This window comes from Pseudomonas sp. S3E17, from assembly GCF_024168685.1.
In the GTDB taxonomy this organism is placed as follows: domain Bacteria; phylum Pseudomonadota; class Gammaproteobacteria; order Pseudomonadales; family Pseudomonadaceae; genus Aquipseudomonas; species Aquipseudomonas marginalis.
Genome location: NZ_JALJWE010000001.1, coordinates 2,651,890 through 2,675,254, shown reverse-complemented (window position 1 = coordinate 2,675,254; position 23,365 = coordinate 2,651,890). Strand labels below are relative to the sequence as shown.

At 57.9% G+C, this 23,365-nt stretch carries 21 protein-coding genes; 9 read left to right on the top strand and 12 right to left on the bottom strand.

Annotation, left to right across the window (positions count from 1 at the left end):
• Positions 1–16 precede the first annotated feature (16 nt).
• Together J3D60_RS11790 and J3D60_RS11785 are read right to left on the bottom strand one after the other, a co-directional pair.
• Positions 17–1,057, bottom strand: a complete 1,041-nt coding sequence (locus J3D60_RS11790) for an alpha/beta fold hydrolase (protein ID WP_253491536.1) — start codon at positions 1,055–1,057, stop codon at positions 17–19.
• Positions 1,058–1,153: 96 nt separating this feature from the next.
• Positions 1,154–3,175: a methyl-accepting chemotaxis protein gene (locus tag J3D60_RS11785; RefSeq protein WP_253491534.1), complete on the bottom strand. Its 2,022-nt coding sequence runs from the start codon at positions 3,173–3,175 to the stop codon at positions 1,154–1,156.
• 288 nt (positions 3,176–3,463) lie between these two features.
• Between J3D60_RS11785 and J3D60_RS11780 the strand changes: the two genes are divergently transcribed.
• The 3 genes from J3D60_RS11780 (at position 3,464) to J3D60_RS11770 (ending at position 7,075) form a co-directional block, all read left to right on the top strand.
• A complete protein-coding gene (locus J3D60_RS11780) occupies positions 3,464–5,092 on the top strand; it encodes an RNA-directed DNA polymerase (protein WP_253491532.1) in 1,629 nt (542 codons plus the stop codon).
• The gene (locus J3D60_RS11775; RefSeq protein ID WP_253491530.1) at positions 5,082–5,816 is read left to right on the top strand and encodes a hypothetical protein; all 735 of its coding nucleotides are present in this window, start codon (positions 5,082–5,084) and stop codon (positions 5,814–5,816) included. The genes J3D60_RS11780 and J3D60_RS11775 overlap by 11 nt, the downstream gene beginning before the upstream one ends.
• A 374-nt stretch (positions 5,817–6,190) precedes the next feature.
• Positions 6,191–7,075 (top strand): hypothetical protein, encoded by an 885-nt coding sequence (locus tag J3D60_RS11770; RefSeq protein WP_253491528.1) that lies wholly within the window; start codon positions 6,191–6,193, stop codon positions 7,073–7,075.
• Positions 7,076–7,559: 484 nt separating this feature from the next.
• On the opposite strand, the gene J3D60_RS11765 is transcribed toward J3D60_RS11770, so the two are convergent.
• The 5 genes from J3D60_RS11765 to J3D60_RS11745 form a co-directional block, all read right to left on the bottom strand.
• Positions 7,560–7,727 carry a hypothetical protein gene (locus J3D60_RS11765; RefSeq protein ID WP_253491526.1) on the bottom strand — a complete coding sequence of 56 codons (168 nt, stop codon included), beginning with the start codon at positions 7,725–7,727 and terminating at the stop codon, positions 7,560–7,562.
• Positions 7,728–7,808: 81 nt separating this feature from the next.
• Complete coding sequence (locus J3D60_RS11760) at positions 7,809–8,744, bottom strand: hypothetical protein (RefSeq protein ID WP_253491525.1); 936 nt, start codon at positions 8,742–8,744, stop codon at positions 7,809–7,811.
• Between the two features lie 133 nt (positions 8,745–8,877).
• Entirely contained in the window at positions 8,878–9,258 is a 381-nt protein-coding gene (locus tag J3D60_RS11755; protein ID WP_253491524.1) for a hypothetical protein, read from the bottom strand.
• Between the two features lie 350 nt (positions 9,259–9,608).
• Positions 9,609–9,956, bottom strand: coding sequence for a DUF6124 family protein (locus J3D60_RS11750; protein ID WP_253491523.1), 348 nt, complete (start codon positions 9,954–9,956; stop codon positions 9,609–9,611).
• Between the two features lie 444 nt (positions 9,957–10,400).
• Entirely contained in the window at positions 10,401–11,336 is a 936-nt protein-coding gene (locus J3D60_RS11745; protein ID WP_253491522.1) for an alpha/beta fold hydrolase, read from the bottom strand.
• A gap of 96 nt (positions 11,337–11,432) precedes the next feature.
• On the opposite strand from J3D60_RS11745, the gene J3D60_RS11740 reads away from it, so the two are divergent.
• Positions 11,433–12,014, top strand: coding sequence for an ABATE domain-containing protein (locus J3D60_RS11740; RefSeq protein ID WP_253491521.1), 582 nt, complete (start codon positions 11,433–11,435; stop codon positions 12,012–12,014).
• A gap of 93 nt (positions 12,015–12,107) precedes the next feature.
• On the top strand, positions 12,108–12,614 hold the full coding sequence (msrA, locus tag J3D60_RS11735; protein WP_253491520.1) for a peptide-methionine (S)-S-oxide reductase MsrA: 507 nt from the start codon (positions 12,108–12,110) through the stop codon (positions 12,612–12,614).
• A 45-nt stretch (positions 12,615–12,659) separates the two neighbouring features.
• Here msrA and J3D60_RS11730 read toward each other — a convergent pair whose 3' ends face one another.
• The 4 genes from J3D60_RS11730 to J3D60_RS11715 form a co-directional block, all read right to left on the bottom strand.
• The gene (locus tag J3D60_RS11730) at positions 12,660–13,106 is read right to left on the bottom strand and encodes a hypothetical protein (protein WP_065940413.1); all 447 of its coding nucleotides are present in this window, start codon (positions 13,104–13,106) and stop codon (positions 12,660–12,662) included.
• 99 nt (positions 13,107–13,205) lie between these two features.
• Positions 13,206–13,436 carry a hypothetical protein gene (locus tag J3D60_RS11725; RefSeq protein WP_253491518.1) on the bottom strand — a complete coding sequence of 77 codons (231 nt, stop codon included), beginning with the start codon at positions 13,434–13,436 and terminating at the stop codon, positions 13,206–13,208.
• Between the two features lie 244 nt (positions 13,437–13,680).
• Complete coding sequence (gene gudD, locus J3D60_RS11720; protein ID WP_065940411.1) at positions 13,681–15,006, bottom strand: glucarate dehydratase; 1,326 nt, start codon at positions 15,004–15,006, stop codon at positions 13,681–13,683.
• 19 nt (positions 15,007–15,025) lie between these two features.
• Complete coding sequence (locus J3D60_RS11715) at positions 15,026–16,387, bottom strand: MFS transporter (protein WP_027604026.1); 1,362 nt, start codon at positions 16,385–16,387, stop codon at positions 15,026–15,028.
• Between the two features lie 427 nt (positions 16,388–16,814).
• On the opposite strand from J3D60_RS11715, the gene J3D60_RS11710 reads away from it, so the two are divergent.
• The 3 genes from J3D60_RS11710 to J3D60_RS11700 all read left to right on the top strand — a co-directional run bounded on the left by J3D60_RS11710 (position 16,815) and on the right by J3D60_RS11700 (position 20,603).
• Positions 16,815–17,525 (top strand): FadR/GntR family transcriptional regulator, encoded by a 711-nt coding sequence (locus J3D60_RS11710; protein WP_253491516.1) that lies wholly within the window; start codon positions 16,815–16,817, stop codon positions 17,523–17,525.
• Between the two features lie 13 nt (positions 17,526–17,538).
• Positions 17,539–18,234 (top strand): tRNA (adenine(22)-N(1))-methyltransferase TrmK, encoded by a 696-nt coding sequence (locus tag J3D60_RS11705; protein WP_253491514.1) that lies wholly within the window; start codon positions 17,539–17,541, stop codon positions 18,232–18,234.
• A 311-nt stretch (positions 18,235–18,545) separates the two neighbouring features.
• Entirely contained in the window at positions 18,546–20,603 is a 2,058-nt protein-coding gene (locus J3D60_RS11700; protein WP_253491512.1) for a methyl-accepting chemotaxis protein, read from the top strand.
• Between the two features lie 59 nt (positions 20,604–20,662).
• On the opposite strand, the gene J3D60_RS11695 is transcribed toward J3D60_RS11700, so the two are convergent.
• On the bottom strand, positions 20,663–21,784 hold the full coding sequence (locus J3D60_RS11695; protein ID WP_253491510.1) for a lactonase family protein: 1,122 nt from the start codon (positions 21,782–21,784) through the stop codon (positions 20,663–20,665).
• Positions 21,785–21,910: 126 nt separating this feature from the next.
• Here J3D60_RS11695 and J3D60_RS11690 point away from each other — a divergent pair, with 126 nt between their 5' ends.
• The gene (locus J3D60_RS11690; protein ID WP_253491507.1) at positions 21,911–22,819 is read left to right on the top strand and encodes a hypothetical protein; all 909 of its coding nucleotides are present in this window, start codon (positions 21,911–21,913) and stop codon (positions 22,817–22,819) included.
• Positions 22,820–23,365 lie beyond the last annotated feature (546 nt).

Below are 23,365 nucleotides of genomic sequence, written 5' to 3'. Positions count from 1 at the left end.
GAACATCCTGCTTTCTTCAATTGCGAAACGAGCGCTTCAAAAACTCACTGATCAGCCCCACCACCTGCTGCTGAATCACCGCCCGTGGCCGAGCCCCCTCACCATCGCGGCAAATCATGCCGTCGCCTGGCGAACCCTCCTCAATCAGCGCCATGCCCCCCGGCTTGCAGATCGACATAAAGCTGAAGTGCGTAGCGTCGGCGATCTCCACGTACTTCGTCGTTGCTTCAGGCAGCCGCTTGACCATGTCGGCGGACTCCAGCTGCGGGTCCATATCCTCCGACGGCACGCCCCCCGCAATCACCAGCGCCGGTACCGGCAATGCCGCCAGGCTGGCGTCGGTGAAGCCGCGGGACAGGCCCAGGTCCAGGGACACGATGGCGGTGACGCGCTTGTCGCTCAAATCAGCGGCCAATCGGGCCTTGCCGGCTGGTGTGCCTGCGGGGTTCATCTCCTGGTAGCCGATGCAACCGCCGAGCTTGGGGTGGACGCTGCAGTCGCGGCTGAACAGCTCGGGATCGAAGCGCGCCCCGGCGAGTTCCAGCACGGTCCAGCCGCCAAGGGAATGGCCCACGGCGGCAATCTGGCCTTTCGCGACCGCGCCAAATAGCTTCGGCTGAGCCAACACCGCGTCGATCACGCGGCTCAGGTCGGCCGGGCGTTGCCATAACTGCGCGGCGGTTTGCGGGTTGCGATCCTGGGTGGTGGTGCCGGGGTGGTTGACCGCCGCCACGATGTAGCCCTGATGCGCCAGCGCACTGGCCAGCCACACCTGCTTGCCCCAGTTACCGCCATAACCGTGGGAGAGCACCACCAGCGGATGCTCGCCGGCAGCCGGCGGGGCGTCGGGTACGGCGAGGGCACCGATGAACACCGCGTTGTCGGCGATCAGGGTGGGGTTGGCGGTGGTGGTGGCGGGGTACCAGACGACCAGCTCAAGTGGACGCTTGTATTGCGCATCGGGCAGGGTGACGGTCTTGAAGCCGACGAGGTTTTCGGCGGCGAAGGCAGGAGCGGTCAGGCACAGCAATAGCAGGGCGGCGAGGGCGTTTTTCACGGTTGTTATCGTCCTTGATATGAGCGACGCATCATGCACTGAATCCCCCGTTCAGTGCCATGAGCCCCGCGCCGTTTTTTTACCTGCTGCTAGCGCCTACGCATGGGTGAGCCCGGTCAACGTATCGGCAATGGTCTTGGTCCGTTGCGCCGTGCCTTCGGTGGCGCGGCTCGACGCCTCCAGGGTATCCAGCATCTCCCGCAACGCACCCACCCCGGTGGACTGGTCTTCAATCTGCTGGGCCACCCGCTGGATCTCACTCGACAACAAGTCGATATCCACACCAATCTCCGCCGCATTCTTGCGCGTGATTTCCGCCAGCTTGCGCACCTCGTCCGCCACCACCGCAAAGCCTCGGCCCAGGTCGCCTGCGCGCGCCGCTTCAATGGCGGCGTTGAGCGCCAGCAAGTTGGTCTGCCCGGCGATCTGCTGGATCACCTGCACAATCGACTGGATACGCAAACTCGAGCCCGCCAGCGTACGCGCACCCTCCACCGCCACATCCGCCTGGCTGGACAGCCCTTCCACCGTCGACCCGGCCTGGGCCGACACGGCGTTCTGCTGATCGATGGTCCCCACCAGTTCATCCATCGACGCGTGCAACTCCCCCGAGTAATGCTTGAGCTGCGCGGCGATGTCCTCCTGCTGCCGCTCGGCATGGGCCAACACCATGCCCAAGTCCGCCAGGCCTTCGAACACCGGCAAGATATTGCGGTCCAGCCCACGGGTATTGAGGGTGTTGCTGAAGTCATTGTTCTTGAACGCGGTGATCTGCTTGACCACCACATGGTTCAACCCCGCCAGCTTTTTCACCTGGCGCCGTAGGAAAAACGCCTTGAACTCGCCGTAATGGGCGATAAAGTTGTCCACGTACTCATCACTGAAACTCGCACCCTTGGCCACCCGAAAGAAAAAAATCGCCGTCAGCGTCTGGTTCAGGTTCAAGCCCAGAATCTCCCCAAAGGTCGAAAACCCCGCCAACGGCACATCCCCAAACGTGCCGGCCATGCTGCCCAGCTCGGCGCCGTTATTCAGCCGGCGCAGAATGCAGTCATTCAAAATCCCCGCCACCGGCTGGCCACCCTTGCCGCGCAGGAACTGCTCATAGTCCAGGCGCGTCGCCTCCCGCAATGGGGTACGCCGCACCATCACCAACTCCTCGCCCGGCGCCACGTCGCAAAACAACTGCACGATCTGCTGCTCATAATCGATGCGCGCGATAGACCGCACAAACAACTCACTGCCCACCCGAATCGCAAACGAATAATCCGCCAGCTTCGACTCCAACGCCTGGGGCGCGCAACTGAACGCATCACACAGCGCCTGCACCATGCTCTTGATATTGCCGCTGCTGTCGATCACCTGGTCAATCGTGCGGTCCTCCACCGACGCCGTCAGCACACTGAAGGTCAAATCCGCCGCCTTGAAATTCTGGCTCTTGAACACCCCAAACCGCACATGGGCCGCCGTCTTCAGGAACACAATCTGCGCATGGTTCTGATAACTGCGCTGGCCGTCATGAATCAGCGTCTTCTGGAAATCCGACTTACCCCCGGCCGATCCCCCTACAAACAAACACGGAAACCGCCCCGACTCATACAGCGCCTCCATAAAAAACGACTCCGACGCCGACAACCCATCGAACACCACATACGCCAAGGTATCGCGATGATCGATCGACGTACGCACCTGCACCCGCTTGATATTGGCCACCAACTTGGCAATCCGCTCCTGCATCCCCAGGCGAGTGCCGCCACCGCGAATGTCCTCACACTCCAACGGCACCATCACCACCTCGGCCGAGGCGATCAGACTGTCGTCGAACAACTGCAACACAACCCGGTCCCAGCGCTCACCGGTGGCGCAATACAGCGAACCGGGCGCGTTGCAGAGTTCGCCGGAGGTGGTGCACAGGCTGAGGGTGGACTGGGGGAACCGGCGTTTGAGCTTGGCGGCGATGGCATCGATGTCCAGATGGGGGGAGATGAAGCCGGTGATCAGGGTGGGGGTGATGCGTAGGGCGGTGAGGGCGGTGTCCAGATTGTTGGCGGTGCTGGTGAGGGTGGTGGTGCCTTGGCGAGCGGGCCGGGATTTTTTCAGGAGGGAGAGTGGATTCATGGGGTGGGCTCGGTCGGGTGGGGATGCGGGGGTAGGCATGTGATTAGTAGGGTTATCGGCAGGTTGGGTGGGGGCTGGAGGGGGAGGGTGGGGGATGCGACGGATGGACGCGGGTGGTCTTAGGTTGGTGTTTATAGAGGGGCTGCTTTCGGCCAAAAGCGGACGCTCCAAATCGACCGCTAACGGCCAACTATCGACATGCACTGGATGTGCTGAGATGATCAGTGAATGAAGAATTGTCCGTGCACTTTGCCTGACTAATACAGCTCGTACGCCGGGGATAAGGATATGTCTGAGGTAAAACTGGAGCATTTTGTACGTGCGGCAGCTGATATCGGAGCGCACGGCGACAACGACACGCTGCCTTTCGATGTGGACACGAATTTCGTTTCAGCTAAGCAAACTGAGCTAGCAAAGGTCGCTTTTGGTTTTTCCGAGGAGTTGCGTAGAGACAGTGAAGCCAACAGCAAAAAAAAAATTGCATCATTAAATGTATTTAGCGAACGACTGTTGGTCGCGACAGGTGCATCAGGATTTAGAGTGACTACAAAGCTTCACCCGTTTTGGAGTATTTACTTCAACGGACTCGGCGTAGCTATCGCAGATCAGTTAGAGCCGAGACGTGATCAGCGAACCTTCTCCTACAGGCTCCAGGCGGAGGGAGGTTCTGAGCTATTCGACCGGAGCTCATCTTGGAGAGCGTTCAGAGAGGCTACGTCGAAAGAGGCTGCACTCGCACACAATGGTGCAATAGTCGTCCAAACTGACATTTCGAGCTTTTACGAACACATCTCACATCACTACCTAGAAAATCTCATTGATGACTTATTTCCGGATGGCAGGATAGGCAACCAAATCACTGCACTTTTATCAAGGTTTTCAGCTGGACGGTCTTTTGGACTTCCTGTTGGCGGACAGTGTTCGCGGATTTTGGCGGAACTGTTTTTGAACTCTATCGATCATCAAATGACACGTGACGGCTTAAGTTGGTATCGTTATGTCGACGACTATGTACTAATTGCGCATTCAAATTCTACCGCTTACGCAGGACTCGCGTTCCTATCGCACGCTCTCGCGGATTATGGGATAACGCTAAATAAGTCGAAAACCATAATGATGACAGCCAAGCATTATGAGGAATACGTTACTACGCAACTTGGAGGCGACGATACCAACGCTGGAATCTTGAGGCATATCGACCTACATTATGACCCTTATTCTGACAACCCAGAAGGCGATTATAAGTCTCTAAAAATGACAGTAGAAAATCTAGATGTTCAGAAATTGCTCGGAAACGAATTGCAAAAGTCGCTCCCGGACAATTTTTTGATAACTCAGATAGGTAGAACACTGAAATTTCATAGCCCAATCGTAGCGCTACAACTCGCGTCGACGTTACTAGAGTCGAATAACTTACATGCTTTTCGCGCATCGTGGTCGACTATCATGCGAGGTATAGCAAGTCTCAGAGCGAACGTGGAGTATGAGGAAATCTTCTCTGATCTGGACGCAGTGATAGATAAAGTGTCTGTCCACTCTACTCATTTATTACAGGCTGAAGCCAGCTTGCTGCACTATCTGCGGGTGCTGAAGTTTGCGCAGACGCCGGCCAGAGCAAGGTTTGTACAAAATGTTTATAAAAATAGCTCGTCTCACACGGTCAAAAGGGCGTGCATAGACTGTTGGCGCCTTTGGAAAGATAGGTCTGGTTTTAGCTCTGTTTCGAGTCGATGGAGCGAAATCAACGGTGAATGTCAGCGGTTGACATGGCTCGCCGCCAAGTCATTTGGCGACCAAGGAGATGGCCTAAGGCGTCAAATCGGACCAAGCTTGGAGCAATCATGGATGTTAGGAATAGAGCGAAAAGATCGTCCGACCTTCGCCGCTATCTATCGGGATTGGTGTGATGAAAACTAGAGCTGGCCGTGATCCCAGATCGATCGCTCGAAATATCCCTGGCATCCTGAACGCTATTTTCCCAGGACTAACACCTAGCATCGTATCCTTCTATAACAAAATGGCTATCGACTGCGCTGTGATCGCCGTGCCAGCAAATGCGGTTCAGGCAAGTAAACTGCAAAAATCTCTCTTGTTTGAGCTCGCCTTTGCGTTAGGTGAGCAACTCGTTCTTGGCAAGAATCCGACGTGGGGAGAATGCGTAACCATCGCAACAGACAGGCAAAGTAGATTCTTCGACGCAATTAGACCCTCGGAAATTTCCGCGAATGATCAACGTATCGCTCGGCGTGTAGCAGGCAATTTAGTGACGATGGTCAAAAAAGTAGCTGTTGATCGTAACTCGGCTTGTGGCGTCGGACCGGTAATACCTGGGTTTCGCTGGATCGCGTCGGGGAATGGCGATTTTTTTGCCGGGTCAACGTTAATTGAGGTGAAATGCATTGCTACTAATTTCTCCGCTGCCGATTATAGACAAGTAGCAATGTACTGGCTCTTGAGCTATTCGGCCGCGATTGAAACTGGCAATGATGAATGGAAGTCGTGCGTCTTAATGAATCCTAGATCAGGCAAACTTGTAAATATAAACTTTGATGAGTTCATACAGCTTACTGGGGGGGGGCGAAGCAAGGCTGAGATTCTTCAAACGTTTGCTGCAACTCTTACGAATATCCAGAGATTTTAGTTGTACTGTCCCTCACTTTGAATCGCACTTGGTTTTGGAGACGTCAGGTGACCGCTGTTGGCCGAGAGCTAACTCTGTGAGAGCTTCCTGAGTTGGACGATGTGTGTCGCTTGAGCGTCTTCAGTTCGTGTGAAGCCGCAGTGCAGGTAAAAAGTGCTCCCCTCAGAGATATCGGTGTAAAGACACACGTTTCCAAAGTACAAAGGGGGATCCCTCAGGGTCTGACCCCAATTTTCTACAATTTCCTATCTTACTAAAAATCTAACATATTGCGTATTTGCCAAACTGACTGGCTTGCTTATTTTGAATTTTGCTCGCCTTGGTCATCTGCGATAGACTGGCCGCCATCGCTGATTTCTCGGGTGGTTAGTGTTATGATCGATATTTTCAAGAGTGAACTAATTAGATTCATTTACATGGGAGGGATCAAATTCCCTGAGCCATCGATTATCACCATCACCAATGATGACAGAGGGTCGACACAAAATTTCCCAATCATCAGCCTCGCCCCCACATATTCCATTGGTGCGTTTCTCAAACACATCATGGTGCATTCTCTGTTAGATGCGGTTTTTGAGTCGGAAAACCCCGACTTAGAGAATCGGGGTTACGTTCAGAAATACCAAGCTCTGCCAGAAGAAAACAGCTATGAAATGGCAGTAAAAGAAACCTACCGCATCCTCACGATGGTCAGGAACGTCATTACACATAACAAGAGCAAACTGGCGTTCACGGGTGACCGGTTAGTGTGCTCATATGACAAAGTCGTGCGTAACAAGCCAGCAATACCCTTGTCCTTGAATATTTCTCTTGGTGGCCTGGAAGTTCTCTACGCCATCGCGGTGCTGCGTTCAAAGCTGAAAGGAGAGGTGGATCGTTACCATCAGCTCATGATTACGGCCATGTATAACACGGCTTTGGCTCGTGTTACGGATTTTCAGGATGAGTATCAGCATAGCAAGGGAATAGGCCTCAGACATGCTTGCGTTGTTCGGCAAATCCGCTGGAATAGACGCTACCGCGTCATGTCACCTGAGTACGAGGATCAAGGGGATACTGTCAGGTTCACGAAATTTATGGTTCCCGAGCCTGAATCGGGTTGGGCGGGGGATGAGTATCTATTCAACGAAAATGGCTCTTATTATATAATCCCTGGTGAGTTCCTGAACGATGATGGCTCAATCAGTAAAAAGGAACTGAGCAGCTGGAAAATGATAAATAGAATAATATTTTCAAAAGGCGTTTATGAGTTGGAGTAAAACGGCTGGTTCGTAAAGATAATTGGGTAAATGCTCAGGCCAAAACTCTTTTTGGCGATGTGCAAAAAGAATCAATCTCTGCCTTGAAGTTATTTGAAGTAGCCCTTCTAAACTAGAAAGTGGGCCTATTCGTTATCTGAGAATAAGTCAACCCACTTTTTTCCGCTTTCAGGGCAAATCTATTGAACCGCAGCTAAGTGAATTTGAGAGTTAGTTGTAAGGTTCTACCGACCGGAAATGGCCGATTTCTGTCGTTCGTGACGGGCAGTTATCGACCCATCGCTGTCCCTCGCGATGTGCAGCAGTAGATCCATGGCTGCCTCATACGAGAACTTCCATAATTTTGCGATAACTAACGCTCGCTATAACGCAGCCGCTGTCTTGGCAGTGGCTGCGTTACGGCGAAGTCTCTTGGCGCAGCACCATCCAATTCTTACGTAGCATTGTTCCAGATGGTCTTCAACTCGATCTATCGGTTATGTGCTCAGATTGAAATGTCGCGCCAAACAAATGCCGACTTTTTGTAGCCAACAAACGGCATCGATGCATCGCCTTTGACGAAACGGTTCGATTCGTTGGCTATCTCCTCGCCAATAGTGGCCGCCAAAGAGACACCTTTCTGGTTCTCTTTCACAGCAAGTATTGGAGCCATCCACGCTGTCTCACCGAAGGCAGCACCATCCCGGTCAACGTATGCTAAGCACCATTTCGGACCATTGAGCTTCGATGCCTTTTAGAGGAAACCCCACCCAAAGGCGTCTGGCTTCATAGGGGTTAAATATCCTATATGCGTATTGACTTTGATATCTTCGCCTTTGAATTCAGTTTTATTAACTTTGTCGTGTATCTCAAGACTTCTGCCCTTTAAGACCCATATAGGCTTGATATTCTTCGGCGTTCGGTTATTTTTTTCGTATAATTTTCTGACGTATGCTTCCAATCCCCCCTCGTATTGTTCAACCAACATTATTATCTTGAGGGTATAGGTATGGAAAGTGGTAGATTGAATGGAGCTTCCCGCGAGATTTTGCATCCCTCCACCAGGTCCGCCTATTAAATGCCCACCAGAAGGGGAAATTTTTTTTGCATAGGCGGAAACGGCCAGCTCATATTCCGACGTCAAAGAATCTGGCCGATCCTCTTCAAATATTGCGTGAGGGAACACGCCGACGATATCTACACGCGAGTGAAAAATTTTTGCGATGACTAGATCGTCAGTTCTATCAGGATAAGGCTCCAGATGGAGATGATGATAACCCTCACATATATGCATCTGATCCCTGGACCGCATAAAATCTTTATCTTCTTTGAAGGTCTCTAAGTCGAGGGCTCCGTAATGGGCCTTTCGAGACAAGTATCCATTGACGTCTTGGCCGGTTTCTATAAGATTTACTAGACTCTTTACCTTTTCTCTATTCCTTATGTAGGATCGCATACTCCTGATGCGGCTAGGGAGATCGACTCTTCTTGGCCTTACGTCTATCAGGCGATGGTGCCAAAAATCGTGCATGTGAAGCAGCATGTCCACCCCAAGACTTAAAAGGAATTCTTTACTTTCTTTATTATTGGGAACGTAGGGGATAGCCTTAACGAGATCGTTTTTAAAACGCTGAACTGTCTGAAGATCATCAAGATTAACGCGCTTTTCGGGCGTTGAAGGTGCGCTCATTACATTATCCTCATTAAATCTGTGCCTTCTAACTCAGCTAGAATATTGTCTTTTTCTGACATTCAAGCTGCGGTGCTCGCGCACCTAGTCTAAACACGATGCAATGGCGGCCATTGCATCCGACTTTGAGTCTTCAGTTGCTCTTTAGTATGTATTCACAGTGTTCGACTATAGTGTCCAGTTTTATTGCCCACGGCCTTGAAGCAGCCCGTGCCCAATCATTCGGGTCGGCCCAGCCCAGTGCTTTAATCTTCGCGACCTCATGCAGTGCATGATCATACTCAACTATCGCCATTGAGGCGTTAACCCACTTTATAGATAGGTCCTTTTCAACGTCACGAGACGACAACACTCCCATCTGTAAGTCGTGCAGATACGCCTTTGTAGCTACTACAGCATTCATTACTAACTTTACGGCTTCGATTTTCTGCTTGACTTTGTGCTCCCCATCCTTCTTATTTGAATTCCATGCATCAATCAGGTTGGCAAGTGCGCTAATTGCCTCAGGTACCATGTGCTCATCCTTGTCGGTTTTCTGTGGTGGGTGTCGAGAACGTTCGACCTAGCCTACGAAATCGCCGAAATAGTATCTACTGGCGATTGGCGGTTAACCTCATTTTCAGTCGGTAACAGCTTGAGATCTGATTTAACCTGTTGTAGCCGGTGGGTCAATTGCCACCTTTCGCGCATGGATGCTATGGGTCGATAGAAGTTGTCCATGAATGGCTGCTATTGGCCGGAAGCAGTCGATCACGAACTCGGGTGAAGACGGTTAGGGATGGGTCTATTTATTCCGAAAGAAAACCGCCGAGTCTTCGCAAAGTGAGTCACAACGACTCAGCGATCTATCGAGTGGGTGGAAGGTTAGCTGCCCGCTCCAGCAGCCCCCTCCCGCTCCATCAACTTATCCACCAACAAAACCCCCAACTCACTCAGTTGATGAATCGCCAACGCCACATCCCGCTGCTTCCCCGTCAGCTCATCCGACAGGTCCAGCAACAACGCAGTCACCGAAGAAAAAGTCTCATAGCTATTGGCAATCAGCACTTCACTGCTGACATCGTCCGCAACGCTGAACAGCGTAGTCGAAGGTGAAGGAGGCGGCCCTGGCGGTTCGGCGCCCGCGTTGAGGTAGTGATCAATCGCACGATGCGCTGCCTGATTCAGTTTCAGGTCGGGACCGTTCGGAGGGTTAGGCGTGACTTTGTACATAACGGAATTTCCCTGTCAGGGCCGACACCGTTTCGCTACTAAACGAAAGGGTGGCAGCTGTACGCAGGTTAGTAGACCGGGGAATTCCGCAAAGCCGGCGCACCCGAAGGTGCCCTGCGCACAGCCGCCATCAAGCACAGACGGGAAGTCTGGTGGATGAAGCTTGTGCACTAAGCGAAATTCGACCACGGGCTACTAAACCCGATCACTGAGTTGTCAGCGACCGGGCCACCTTAGAGACGCTCACTCAAGCGCACAAGCCGGCGGATTCTGACGCAACTGTAGGTAACGGAGCAAGGCGCTGCAGCTTGCTGTAGGACATGTCCACAAGGTAGGCGCGAGCTGGCGTGCGAAGAATCTTGGAGCGCCGCGTGAAACCAGAGTCGCTGCGTTATCGTTGACGTTTTTCGCGAGCAAGCTCGCTCCTACATTGGGTTGCGTTGATCACTGGAGGTTCTTGTCCAGGAACGCCCGTATAACCGGAATGATCGCCTTCCCATGGGTTTCCAGCGCAAAGTGCCCGGTGTCATAAAAACGAATATCCGCCTTGGGGATATCGCGCTTCCACGCCTCGGCGCCGGCCGGCAGGAAGAACGGGTCGTTCTTTCCCCACACTGCGAGCAGCGGTGGCTGGTACTGGCGGAAGTAGGACTGGAAGGCCGGGTACATCGCGACGTTGGAGGCGTAGTCCAGCACCAGGTCGAGCTGGATGTCGGCATTGCCCGGGCGGGATATTTGCAGCCCTTCCAGCGTGTAGCCATCGGGTGACACCGAGCTTTTGTCGGCCACGCCTTCCAGGTACTGCCACTTGATCGAGGCGGGGGTGGGGAAGTCGTGCAGGGCGTCACGGTTTTGTTGGGTCGGGGCGTGCCAGTAGCGTTGGATGGGGGCCCAGCCAGCGCCCAGGCCTTCTTCGTAGGCGTTGCCGTTTTGGGAAATGATCGCGGTCACTCGCTCCGGATGGGCGACGGCCATGCGCCAGCCTACGGGGGCGCCGTAGTCGTGGACCATCAGTGCGTATTTATCGAGTTTGAGCTGTTCGGTGAACTGGCCGATGGTCTTCGCCAGTTGGCTGAAGGTGTAGGCGTATTCGCCGCGCGGCGGGGCTTCGGTGAAGCCAAATGCCGGCAGGTCCGGCGCGATGACGTGGTAGCGGTCGGCAAGCTCGGGCATGAGTTCGCGGAACATAAAGGATGAGGCGGCGAAGCCGTGCAGCAGCAACACGGTCGGCGCGCTGGGGTCGCCCGCCTCGCGGTAGAACACCTTTACGTCGCCGACCTGCTCGTAGCGGTAATGCACTGTGTTGTCTGCATGGGCTGCGCCGCTGATCAACAAGGAGGCGGTGAGCCCGGCTGCGGCCATGGTGTTGGATGAGGTCATGATATGGCTTCCTGTGTAACCGCTAAAGTTGATGTTTGAAGGTTATGCCTGGATTTGGTAACCTGTCAAACATATTTTATTGGTTACAGGCTGCCCATGAATCCGAACAGCACTGCTTCAGGCGCACTTTTTCTGGCTGACAACCTTGCCCTCGATTTCATCAACTCCGAGTACGGGGTGGGTGATCAGCGCCATGACTGCTTCGTCGATGATCACAGTGTTATGAGCTGGCTGACCCAAGCGGGGCTGTTGCCCGAGCAGGTTGACCCGAAGGCGCCGAGTGGGCTGCTGGCCCTCGCTCGTTCGCTTCGCGCGAGTTCAAGGGCGGTGGTGAATGCGGCAATGACAGGCGTTCCCGTCGATCCTGCGGTGATCAACCAGGTGCTTGAAGCGGGGCGCCCGGTGAGCAGGCTGGAATGGGCGCAGGAGCAGAAGGCATTTCAGCTTGCCACGCATCCTCGGGACAGCAGCCCGGCCAGCCTGCTTGGGCCGGTGGCCGAGTCGTTGGTGGGCTTGGTCACGAACGATAAGTTTGAATTCGTCCGCCAGTGCGAGGCCCACGACTGCGTGCTGCTGTTCCATGACCTGAGCAAGTCGCACCGCCGTCGCTGGTGCAGCATGGCGACCTGCGGCAACCGGATGAAGGTGGCGGCGTTTCGTTCCAGGAATAAACCTTGAGTCGATAGGGGGCAGTTTTTCTTTGATTGAACTTGGTATTGCCCAGCATTGCCCCATAACTACCCCTGTCTCCATTAACCGCAAGGACAGACCATGACCAACCCAACCGAAACCGCCATCCTCGCCGGCGGCTGCTTCTGGGGCATGCAGGACCTGTTGCGACGCTACCCCGGCGTGCTGCACACGCGCGTCGGCTACACCGGTGGCGATGTGCCGAATGCCACCTACCGCAACCATGGCAACCATGCTGAAGCGATTGAGATCGTGTTTGACCCGGCGGTGATTTCCTACCGGCAGATCCTTGAGTTCTTTTTCCAGATCCATGACCCCAGCACGCCGAATCGGCAGGGCAATGATCTGGGGCCAAGCTATCGTTCGGCGATTTACTACCTGAGCGAACAGCAACGGGAGATTGCCCAAGATACCGCGGCTGACGTGGATGCCTCCAAGCTGTGGCCGGGGCCTGTGGTCACGGAAATTGAGCCTGCCAGGGAATTTTGGCAGGCGGAGCCGGAGCATCAGGATTATCTGGAGCGGATACCCAACGGCTATACCTGCCACTTCATCCGGCCGAACTGGAAGTTGCCCAAGCGGGCGTGAGCAGTCGCGGCGGTTCGAGCGAGTCGGTTGAAGGGGGCCCGCTCATTAGCCATTACAGCTCTGCTTGTTGATTTCGAACCGTCCAACCTCTTTTACGTGTTTGCTGCCGAATATGTAAATGAAGGTGCCACCCAATGAAATGATGGACTGGTCCCTTGGCATTTGCGCGGCGCAGACAGCCTGGGTGATGCTTGATTTCATCACGCCCAAGTCAACGTCCTCGGGATGGGTATCGTAATCGACCAACGTGTAATAGAACTTGAGGGCGTGACTGTTGGCCGCTTCCGCGCGAACGAAGGTTAGATGCTCGTCGATCTTTCGATTCCCGGGCGTCGTTCGTGCGGTCACGATGATGAGGTCGCTGAGGAAGCTGGGTTTGCTGGGCTGGGGTGTTTCCTGGAAGGCCTGTATGACTAAAACCCCAACCAGGCTCAAAAACAGTAACCCCCATGCCGAATACACAAACGCCTTTTTGGTTTTTGCTGTTGCCATGCCCTGGTTTCCTTGCGTTTGAGGCCCGCAGTGGCGGCGCGACTGTCTCACAGACTCAGTGGTGCGTTCCGATACCAAGGCAGGAACCCGCGAAATTGATCAGACGTGCACCGTTGGTGGCGTGAGGTCGGTTTCTTGCGCTTCGGGCGCGTCAGCAAGTTGCATGGCTGACAGCGCTTTCAGCTTGAAATAGGGGCCTGTGAAGCGTGTGCCTCCATCCAGTGTGGCGAGCGTGATCCGCTCTGAATCGCACCGATGGAATGGGGTGAACATACGTTTCTTGGGGGAGTAAACGCCTTCCTGCGTCTCGGAATACTTCAAGGCAAGCATCGCGTTACCCCTCCTGGGTTGAGTTTTCCTGATCGAGAACGGCTCGCATTTTACGCAAAGTGAAGCGGCTGTGCAGGACGTTTTCTTTGGGCTTCATCTCTATCGTTTGCCGCCTCAGCTTGCCCCCGATGGCGGAGTGTCAGTCGATACATGGCTGGCAAACACACCGCAATCGGGAGCAAGCCCCCTCCCACATTGGATTGATGGTGTTCTGGAGGCCGAGCCGCCCCCAGAACCCAGCGCTTCAGCGCACCAGGCAAGGCTGCTTGTTGTTATAACGCCACCCCGGAATCAGGAACTGCATCGCCACGCTGTCATCCCGTGCGCCGAGGCCCATGCCTTTGTACAGTTCGTGGGCCTTGGCCACGGCGTCCATGTCGATGTCCACGCCCAGGCCGGGCTTGGCCGGCACTTTCACATAGCCGTCTTCGATTTTCAGCGGTTCGCGGGTCAGGCGTTGGCCGTCCTGCCAGATCCAGTGGGTGTCGATGGCGGTGATGTCGCCCGGGGCGGCGGCGGCCACTTGGGTGAACATGGCCAGGGAAATATCGAAGTGGTTGTTGGAGTGCGAGCCCCAGGTCAGGCCCCACTCATGGCACATCTGCGCCACGCGCACCGAGCCTTGCAGGGTCCAGAAGTGCGGGTCGGCCAAGGGGATGTCCACCGATTGCAGTTGGATCGCGTGGCCCATTTCGCGCCAGTCGGTGGCGATCATGTTGGTGGCGGTTTTCAGGCCCGTGGCGCGGCGGAATTCGGCCATGACTTCGCGCCCCGAGTAACCGTTTTCGGCGCCGCATGGGTCTTCGGCGTAGGCGAGCACGTGGTGCTGGTCGCGGCACAGGCGGATGGCTTCTTTCAATGACCAGGCGCCGTTGGGGTCGAGGGTGATGCGCGCATCGGGGAAGCGTTCGGCCAGGGCGGTGACGGCTTCGATCTCTGCGTCGCCGCTCAATACGCCGCCCTTGAGCTTGAAGTCGTTGAAGCCGTACTTGGCCTTGGCGGCTTCGGCCAGGCGCACCACGGCCTCGCTGGTCAGGGCGGTTTCATGGCGCAGGCGGAACCACGCATCGTCGCTATCGGCCTCGTTGCGGTAAGCCAGGTCGGTGGCGCTGCGGTCGCCGACATAGAACAGGTAGCCGAGCATTTTCACCGCATCACGCTGCTGGCCTTCGCCGAGCAGGGCGGCCACCGGCACTTCGAGGAACTGGCCCAGCAGGTCGAGCAGGGCGGCTTCCATGGCGGTGACGGCATGGATGGTGATGCGCAGGTCAAAGGTTTGCAGGCCACGGCCCGCCGAATCCCGTGAGGCAAAGGTGCTGCGCATCTGGTTGAGGACGCGCTGGTACTGGCCGATGGGTTGGCCGATCACCAGGCTGCGCGCGTCTTCCAGGGTTTCGCGGATGCGTTCGCCGCCGGGGACTTCACCGACGCCGGTGTTGCCGCTGCTGTCCTTGAGAATCACGATATTGCGTGTGAAGTAAGGGCCGTGGGCGCCGCTGAGGTTGAGCAGCATGCTGTCGTGACCGGCCACCGGGATGACCTGGAAGTGCGTGATGACGGGAGTATTCATGGCAAGTTCCTAAAGAGGCTCAGAGAGATTTGCTGATGGCGGCGCCGGTGGGCACGGCGCCCGGCGAGGCCGATGCGGCAGCGGGCGAGGTCTTGGCGAAGAACACCAGGATTGCGGCGAGCACCGAGGTGCCGGCCAGGCCGTAGAGGCCGCCCTGGATCGAGCCGGTGGTCTGCTCCAGGAAGCCAAAGGTGGTCGGCGCAACGAAGCCACCCAGGTTGCCGATGGAGTTGATCAAGGCAATCACGGCTGCGGCGATGCGCACGTCCAGGTAGCCCTGTGGGATGGGCCAGAACAGCGAAGACGCCGACTTGAACCCAATGGCCGCAAAGCAGATCGCCACGAACGCGAAGATCGGCCCGCCGGTGGTGGACATGAACATGCCTGCTGCGGCAATCAACAGCGCAGCCGCGACCCAGGCCTGCTGGAACTTGAATTTGCCCGACAGCGTCGCGAAGGCGTACATGGCGATGATCGAGATCAGCCACGGGATCGAGTTGAAGAAACCCACCTGCACATCGCTGAGGTCACCCATCTTCTTGATGATGCTCGGCAGCCAGAACGTCGCCGCGTAGATCGTCAGTTGAATGCAGAAGTACAGGGCGCAGAACAGCAGGATCTGGCGGTCCCTGAGCAGCTTGCCGAGGGTCGGCTTGACGCTGGTCAGGGCTTCACGCTCGCGCTGTTCCTGGTCGATGGCGTTGACCAGCGCATCCTGTTCTTCGCGGGTCATCCATTTGGCGTCGTGGGGCTTGGAATCGAGCCAGAACCACACAAAGAAACCGATCACCACCGAGGCCAGGCCTTCGATGGCGAACATCCATTGCCAGCCGTGGAAGCCGAACCCTTCGATCTGCAGCAGTGCGCCTGACAGCGGGCCGGAGATCAACGAGGCCACCGCCGAACCGCTGAGGAAAATCGCAATGGCCTTGCCGCGTTCAACCCCCGGCAACCAGCGCGTGAAGTAGTAGATCACCCCGGGGAAGAAGCCGGCTTCGGCCACGCCCAACAGGAAGCGCAGGATGTAGAAGTGGGTTTCGTTCTGGATGAACGCCATCAGCGTGGCGACGATGCCCCAGGTGAACATGATGCGGGTCAGCCAGATGCGCGCGCCGACCTTTTGCAGCAGCATGTTGGAGGGCACTTCAAAGAGCGCGTAGCCGATGAAGAACAGCCCGGCACCGAAGCCATAGGCGGCAGCGCCGATGCCCAGGTCATGTTCCATGTGCGTGCGCACAAAGCCGATATTGACCCGGTCGATGTAGTTGAGGATGAACATGATCACGAACAGTGGGAGCACATGGCCCTTCACTTTACTCACGGCACGCGCGAGGACCGGATCACTTTCTGGTGCGGCAGATGCATGGCTTGAATTGTTCACAATTCAAAACTCCCCCTGATTGTTTTTATGCGGGTTTGCGTGTTTTGTTGATAGACATCATACAAGTGAGTTTCTGAGGTTCGCAATGCGGCGATGGTGTTTTTGTATTTATAAAGGGCCAGGTTTTAGTGATGTTCTGGTTATTTTGCGGGGTTGTTTGGGTTTTAAAGAAGGTTGAGGAGGCTTCTGGCAAGAGTGGGGGGCGGCGGCCATAAATATTAGTTGTCATACAAGTTGAGCGCTTTTTTCACTCGCGCCCTAACCTGTAGGAGCGAGCTTGCTCGCGAAAAACGTCAACGATAATGCGGGCATCCTGGATAAACGCAGCGCCCTCAGGTTTTTCGCGAGCAAGCTCGCTCCTACAGTGGGGTTACGCGCGGGGCGGGATGTTAAGCTCCGTCCTGCCCAACCCCCTGGACCCGCAACGATGCCCATTGATAGTGGACCTCCCGTCCGTAGACGCTCCAACAACCTGGCCCAAGGCGTGCTCGACGCCCTGACCCAGCGCATCCTGCTTGGGCAGTTGAAGCCCGGTGAAAAACTGCCGTCCGAATCCACCATCGTGCTCGAGCATGGGGTGAGCCGGACCGTGGTGCGCGAGGCCCTGTCCAAGCTGCAAGCCTCGGGGCTGGTGGAGACGCGCCATGGCATCGGCACCTTTGTACTGGCGCAACAGGCCCAGCAAGGCTTGCGCCTGCATGTGGACACCGTCGCCAGCGTGCGCAACATGCTCGAGCTGCGCCTGGGCCTGGAAGTGCAGGCGGTGGCGCTGGCCGCCGTGCGTAGGTCCGACACGCAGCTGGCCCACATGCGCGCCGCTCTCGACGACTACCAGGCCTCGCTGGCCAACAACGACAGCTGTGTGGAAGAGGACAAGCGTTTTCACCAGTTGATCGCCGAAGCCACCGGCAACACGTTCTTCACCGAGATCATGCAGCACCTGGGCAATGCGATGATTCCGCGTACCCAGGTGAAGGGTGACGAGCGCGGCGGGGCGGACTTTGCCAAGCTGGGGCAACTGGCGAACCTGGAACATGAGGCGATCTTCAACGCGATCAAGCGCCAGGACCCGGATGCCGCAAGGGCGGCGATGGTGTTGCATCTGACCAACAGCCGGGATCGATTTTCCGGCGAATAAAAAGGAACACAGGTTGAACGAACACACCTTGTCCATGCGCCTGGAGCGCGTGGCCGCGCAGGTGCCGAGGGGCGCGCGGCTGGCCGATATCGGCTCGGACCACGCCTACCTGCCGGTGGCCTTGATGCGCCGCGGCGTGATTGAGGCGGCGGTGGCGGGCGAGGTGGCGAGCACGCCGTTCCACGCGGCGCAGCGCACCGTGCGCGACAATGGCCTGGAGCAGCACGTCACGGTGCGCCTGGCCGATGGGTTGGCGGCGATAGAGCCGGCGGACGCGATCACCGCGATCAGCGTCTGCGGCATGGGCGGCGAGACGATCCGCGACATCCTCGACAGCGGCAAGGCCCACCTCAGCGGCCGCGAACGTCTGATCCTGCAACCCAACGGCGGCGAACAGCCGTTGCGCTACTGGTTGATGAGCAACGGCTACCGCATCCTCAGTGAGGAGCTGCTGCACGAAAACCGCTTCTACTATGAAATCATCATGGCCGAGCGCGCCGAACCCGTGGTGTACAGCGCTGAGGAGCTGTACTTCGGCCCCATGCACCTGCAGGCCCGCACTCCGGCGTTCCTCGCCAAGTGGCAGCGTGCGCTGCGCCTGAAAAAACGCACCCTGGCGGGCTTTGAACAGGCTCGGCAGCGGGTGCCGCACGCGAAGGCGCAAGCCATCGCCCAGCAGGTCCAGTGGATTACCCGACTGCTGGCGTAAATAGGCCGCTGGACTCCCTTCAAGTTCTCCCCATGGGCGGCCGATAGGCTGTGGTGATTGAGGGCGTTTCAGTGCGCGCCTCGGGTGGTCGTCTCCGCAGGTGACGATGCCTGTGTCGCAACTGGGTGCTTTCGCCCCATTTTCGAGCACGCCTCGGGCCGTATTGGCGCGTCGCGTGCCCTGTTTCAGGGCTGTGCAGCAGCGGCCCGTATCTTGCTAGTGCCAACCTAATCAATGACATGGCATTTTGCCGTTAGTCATTTCAAGGCTTAGCCTGCCGTCTAACGCGTGGGTTGTTTTTGGGAGTGGACATGCACAGCCTTTTATCACCCGGTATCCGCCTGCTCGGACGTTTTGGCTTCGCGCGTAAGTTCCAGATCCTGTTCTTCCTGTTCATGCTGCCCCTGGCGGGCAGCCTGTGGATGATCGGCCAGGACTATCGCGACAAATTAAGCGTGATTTCCAACGAACAGTCCGGCGTTCGCCAGCTGCTGGCCCTGGATGCGCTGGACGGCCAACTGACGGCGCAACGTAACCTGGCGGCGCGCTGGAAGGCGGCGGACATCCTGCACGCCCCGACACCGGAAGCGAAGGCGGCGATGGATAACGTCGATGCCAATTTCCCGCTGATCCTGCAAAGCCTGCAAGCTCTCGGCGATGCGTTGAAAACCCAGAACGCCAGCGCTGATGTCCTGGCCCGCTTCGAAGCGTTGCAGGGCACCGTCAAGGGCATGGATTCGTCATCGCTGCGCACCGTCGGGTGGTGGCCGGACGGCTACGACCGCTTCACCACCGCGCTGACGGCGATGCAGGCGCTGCGCGAACAGATCGCCCTGGACGCCGGGCTGATCCTCGACCCGTGGCTGGAAACCTACATGCTCATGCAGATGGGCACCCAGCACGCGCCCGACCTGATCGAGCGCATCGGTCGCATGGCCAGCGTGGGGCAGTCGTCCATTTCTTCGGGGCAGTTCACCCTGCAGAGCCGTTTGCAGATGCGCGACTTGCGCAGCCGCATCGGCGATGCGCGCGACCAGTTGACCAAGGCCGCCTCTTCGCTCAAGGCCAAGCAGTTCGCGGGCATGGAACCCTGGACCGGACAGTACGACAACAGCCTGCAAGTGCTGGATAACGAACTCAAGGTGCTCGACGACGGCGTGTTTGGCGGCACCATCAAGCTCGACACCGCCGCCTTCGACCGCAGTGTCGACGCCATGCTCGGCAGCCTCGGCGCGCTGCGCAAGCAGTCGTTGACCTCTCTGGACGCGCGCCTGAGCTATTACCACGACCGTTCACTCAAGCAATTCATCCCGATGGCGGCGACATTCAGCCTGTTGGCCCTGGCGGCGCTGTACCTGTTCATGTGCCTGCAAGCCTCCATCCGCCGCAGTGCCAGCGGCATCACCACGTTGGCCGAGTCCCTGCGCGACGGCAACCTGTGCGTGGAAGTGGCGGTGGAAGGGCGCGACGAACTCGCGGCGATCAGCACCGCGCTGAACGTCGCGGTGGTGCAATTGCGCACCAGCCTGCTCGGCGTCAATCACGAAACCCAGCAGCTCGGCTCGGCGGTGCTTACCCTGAACTCGCAATCGGGCAGCACCCTCAGCGAAGTCGAAGACCAGCAGCACCAGATCAGCCAGATCGCCGCCGCTGCCACGCAGTTGGCCGCCACGTCCATGGGCGTCGCGCGCAGCTGCGAACAGGCCTCGGGCAGTGCCCAGCAGACCCGGCGCATCGCCGAAGACAGCAGCCGCGACAGCCAGCGCACCACCGCCAGCATCCAGCAGCTCAACCAGCGCCTGACCGACACCTCGGACGCCTTGCAGCAGGTCAGCCAGCAAGGCCAGCAGATTCAATCGGTGGTCGACACCATTCGCGGCATCGCCGAGCAGACCAACCTGCTGGCGCTCAACGCAGCCATCGAAGCCGCACGCGCAGGCGAGCAGGGCCGGGGCTTTGCGGTGGTCGCCGATGAAGTGCGCAGCCTGTCGCAACGCACCCAGGCCTCGACGGCGCAGATCGCCGGCACCGTCGACAGCCTGCGCGCCACCGTGAGCCAGGCGGTGACGCTGATGGGCGCCGCGTGCGAGCAGGCGTTGACCGATGCCGAGTCCGTCACCGGCCTGGGCACGCGCCTGGGCGAGATTGCCGGCGCGGTGCAGAACGTCACTGACACCCTGGCGCAAATCGCCACGGCGGTGGAGGAGCAGGCGGCGACGGCGGATGAAGTGAGCGGCAATATCCAGCAAGTCGACCAGGCCGCCGGGCGCCTGCTGGACGGCGCCCGCGCGGTAAACCGTGCGGCGGACACCTTGAGCAAGGGCAGCCAGGCGTTGAGTGATAACACCGCACGGTTTCGCCTGAGCTGAGGCCTGTACACCCTCAAGATCCAACCCTGTGGGGGCAGGCCCCCTCCCACAGGTCCAGGTCAGTTGGCCGAGGTATGCAGCACCTCAATCCACAGCGCCCCCTTGCCCGACGCCGCTTCCCCCACCCGCTTCAACGCACCGTTGGCGCTGACTGCATAGGTGCCGACCTTGTCGCTTTTCTCACCGGTCACCAGCAGCCAATGCCCGTTGGGGGAGAACGCGATATTGCGCGGCTGCTTCTCCTCGACCGGGTAGTTGTCGACATAGCGCAGGCCGCCCGTGGTCGTATCCACCGCAAACGCCGACACCGAACTGCTGGTGCGCTCGCTCATCAGCAACAGCCTGCCGTCCGGCGACAGGCGCAGGTCGGCCGCCCAGATGCGTGGTGTCGGGTCGTCTTTCAGGTCATTGTTGCGCGCGTCACGCACTTCACCATGGGCCAGTTTCAAACGCTCGGGAATGCCATTGGCCACGCCAATCTGGGTCAGCGCGCCGGTGCCGTCATCGATGGCAAACGCGGTGACGGTGCCGCTCATTTCACCGACCACATACAGGTACTTGCCGTTGGCCGAAAACGCCAGGTGCCGAGGCCCGGTGTTGGCCGGCACGCTCACGAAGCCGCTGCCGATCGGGGTGAGCGCGCCGGTGTTGGCATCGAAGCGGTATTGCAGCACATGGTCCGTGCCCAGGTTGCCGGCGTAGGCAAAGCGATTGCTGGGGTCGGTGCGCAGCGAGTGGGCATGCAGGCCGGTCTTGTAGGTGTGGATAGGTTCAGGCTTGTCGATGGGCTGGACGCTGAGGGTATCGGCACCGTAGGACGCCGCGAGCAAATAGCGCCCGGCGCGATCAGTGGCCAGGTACGCCATGCTTTCGGCCAGTGGCGCCTTGGACTGCGGCGTCAGGCGGCCGGTTGTCGGGTCGATGCTGAAGCCCTGGACCTGAAATGGCTTGACCCGCAGGGCCGCGAACAAGGTCTTGCCGTCGGGACTGAGGGCCATGGGGTTGACCTGGTCGCCGGCCGTCACTTGCTCGACCAGGCTCAGGGCGCCATTGCTTTCGTCGAGGCGGTACTGGGAAATCAGCCCGTCGCCGGGGCTGGAGATATACGCAAACGTGGCGGCGTGGGCGTGGGCACTGAAGCCGCAGACAACGGCGGCGGCCAGGAGCAGGGGTTTGTTCACGGGTGGTCCTTTATTGTTATGGGCGTGATCGGTCATCGTATGACTGTGGGCGGGTCTCGGCAATGATTGTTTTATCGGTGCTCGGGGCGCTGTATCTCTGCCCGCGCCAAGGGCATGATGCGCTGCATGAATAACAACCCCGTGGCACTTTACTGGCGCTTCAAGGCCCCCGATCCCGGTATCGGTCCGCGTGAACAGGCACCCATGCTCGCCGAGGAGCAGGCCTGGGCACGTGAGCATGCAGCCGGGCATCACTTCAGTTGGATCGAAGTGCTGCTGCCGCCGCTGTGCTTTGGTGTGTTCCTGCCCAGCCTGGTGTTCATGCTGGGCGTGTGGCTGTACGGGGCCGCGTTTGCGCCAGGGCTGGACGTGGACCGTGTCATCGGCGACACGTTTGCCTGGCAGGTATTGGCGGCGGTGGTCTTTACGGCGGCCTGGGGGCTGCGCAACTACCTGCGTGATACCCGCGATCCCATCAAGCGCTACTGGCAGGCCATGCCGGACCAGGGAGTGGTCGAGCTGGAGCGCCACAGGCTGGTGTCGGGCACCAGCCTGTGGGCCTCGGACTACGATCCCGACTGCAACGCCCTGATGCAATGGAAAAACGGCGAGCTCGAACGCACCCAGAGCAGCGGGGTGTCGCAGTGGATCGTCGCCAAGACCACGGCGGGCCACTGGCTGGTATTCAAGGACGAATACCCCGGTGACTTCACCTACAACCGAGTCGGCCGCATGCCGGCACCGGACAAACAACTGCAACCCTGCCAGGACCTGGCCTTTACCTTCGCCCCCGGCACCAACCTGATGCTGGGCCGACGTTTCGACGGCGAACCGCTGCCCTTGCTGGACACCGGGTATTGGCTGGCGGCCGATGAGCTCAAGCGCCTTACCGCAATCGCCCATCACTGGGCGTTTTTCCCGCCAGACCGCTATGGCGTGGTCAATGCCCGGAACGCGCCGTGGGTGCAGCAACTGTTGGACAAGGCACAAGCCGATGGTGAGGTGGCCGGGGGAAAGGGTTTTACGCACGCTTAGTGGTGAGCGGGCTTTTTGTGGTGAACGGGCTTCTGTGGTGAGTGGGCTTCTGTGGTGAGCGGGCTTGCCCCGCGCCGGGCCGCGAAGCGGCCCCATCAAGAACACCGCGTTTTTCCATGTGAACCCGGATGATAGATTTTGAGGCCGCTTCGCAGCCCAGCGCGGGGCAAGCCCGCTCACCACAAAAAGCCAGGTCACTCCAGGCTGGATACATTCAATCACCCGATGACAGGTTTTCTGTAATGGGATGATCTTCTGTGATGGGGCGCCCGCGTAGTGGTGAACGGACTTTTTGTGGTGAGCGGGCTTCTGTGGTGAGCGGGCTTGCCCCGCGCCGGGCCGCGAAGCGGCCCCATCAAGAGCACCACGTTTTTCCAGGTAAATCCTGATAACAGCTTTTGGGGCCGCTTCGCAGCCCAGCGCGGGGCAAGCCCGCTCACCACAAAAAGCCAGGTCACTCCAGGCTGGATACATTCAGTCACCCGATGACAGGTTTTCTGTAATGGGATGATCTTCTGTGATGGGGCGCCCGCGTAGTGGTGAACG

What these genes read in the sequence shown, in the direction of transcription:
- J3D60_RS11785 (WP_253491534.1), bottom strand. Translation starts at nt 3,175, where the DNA reads ATGAATCCACTCTCCCTCCTGAAAAAATCCCGGCCCGCTCGCCAAGGC.
- J3D60_RS11780 (WP_253491532.1), top strand. Translation starts at nt 3,464, where the DNA reads ATGTCTGAGGTAAAACTGGAGCATTTTGTACGTGCGGCAGCTGATATC.
- J3D60_RS11775 (WP_253491530.1), top strand. Translation starts at nt 5,082, where the DNA reads ATGAAAACTAGAGCTGGCCGTGATCCCAGATCGATCGCTCGAAATATC.
- J3D60_RS11770 (WP_253491528.1), top strand. Translation starts at nt 6,191, where the DNA reads ATGATCGATATTTTCAAGAGTGAACTAATTAGATTCATTTACATGGGA.
- J3D60_RS11765 (WP_253491526.1), bottom strand. Translation starts at nt 7,727, where the DNA reads ATGGCTCCAATACTTGCTGTGAAAGAGAACCAGAAAGGTGTCTCTTTG.
- J3D60_RS11760 (WP_253491525.1), bottom strand. Translation starts at nt 8,744, where the DNA reads ATGAGCGCACCTTCAACGCCCGAAAAGCGCGTTAATCTTGATGATCTT.
- J3D60_RS11755 (WP_253491524.1), bottom strand. Translation starts at nt 9,258, where the DNA reads ATGGTACCTGAGGCAATTAGCGCACTTGCCAACCTGATTGATGCATGG.
- J3D60_RS11750 (WP_253491523.1), bottom strand. Translation starts at nt 9,956, where the DNA reads ATGTACAAAGTCACGCCTAACCCTCCGAACGGTCCCGACCTGAAACTG.
- J3D60_RS11745 (WP_253491522.1), bottom strand. Translation starts at nt 11,336, where the DNA reads ATGACCTCATCCAACACCATGGCCGCAGCCGGGCTCACCGCCTCCTTG.
- J3D60_RS11740 (WP_253491521.1), top strand. Translation starts at nt 11,433, where the DNA reads ATGAATCCGAACAGCACTGCTTCAGGCGCACTTTTTCTGGCTGACAAC.
- msrA (WP_253491520.1), top strand. Translation starts at nt 12,108, where the DNA reads ATGACCAACCCAACCGAAACCGCCATCCTCGCCGGCGGCTGCTTCTGG.
- J3D60_RS11730 (WP_065940413.1), bottom strand. Translation starts at nt 13,106, where the DNA reads ATGGCAACAGCAAAAACCAAAAAGGCGTTTGTGTATTCGGCATGGGGG.
- J3D60_RS11725 (WP_253491518.1), bottom strand. Translation starts at nt 13,436, where the DNA reads ATGCTTGCCTTGAAGTATTCCGAGACGCAGGAAGGCGTTTACTCCCCC.
- gudD (WP_065940411.1), bottom strand. Translation starts at nt 15,006, where the DNA reads ATGAATACTCCCGTCATCACGCACTTCCAGGTCATCCCGGTGGCCGGT.
- J3D60_RS11710 (WP_253491516.1), top strand. Translation starts at nt 16,815, where the DNA reads ATGCCCATTGATAGTGGACCTCCCGTCCGTAGACGCTCCAACAACCTG.
- J3D60_RS11700 (WP_253491512.1), top strand. Translation starts at nt 18,546, where the DNA reads ATGCACAGCCTTTTATCACCCGGTATCCGCCTGCTCGGACGTTTTGGC.
- J3D60_RS11690 (WP_253491507.1), top strand. Translation starts at nt 21,911, where the DNA reads ATGAATAACAACCCCGTGGCACTTTACTGGCGCTTCAAGGCCCCCGAT.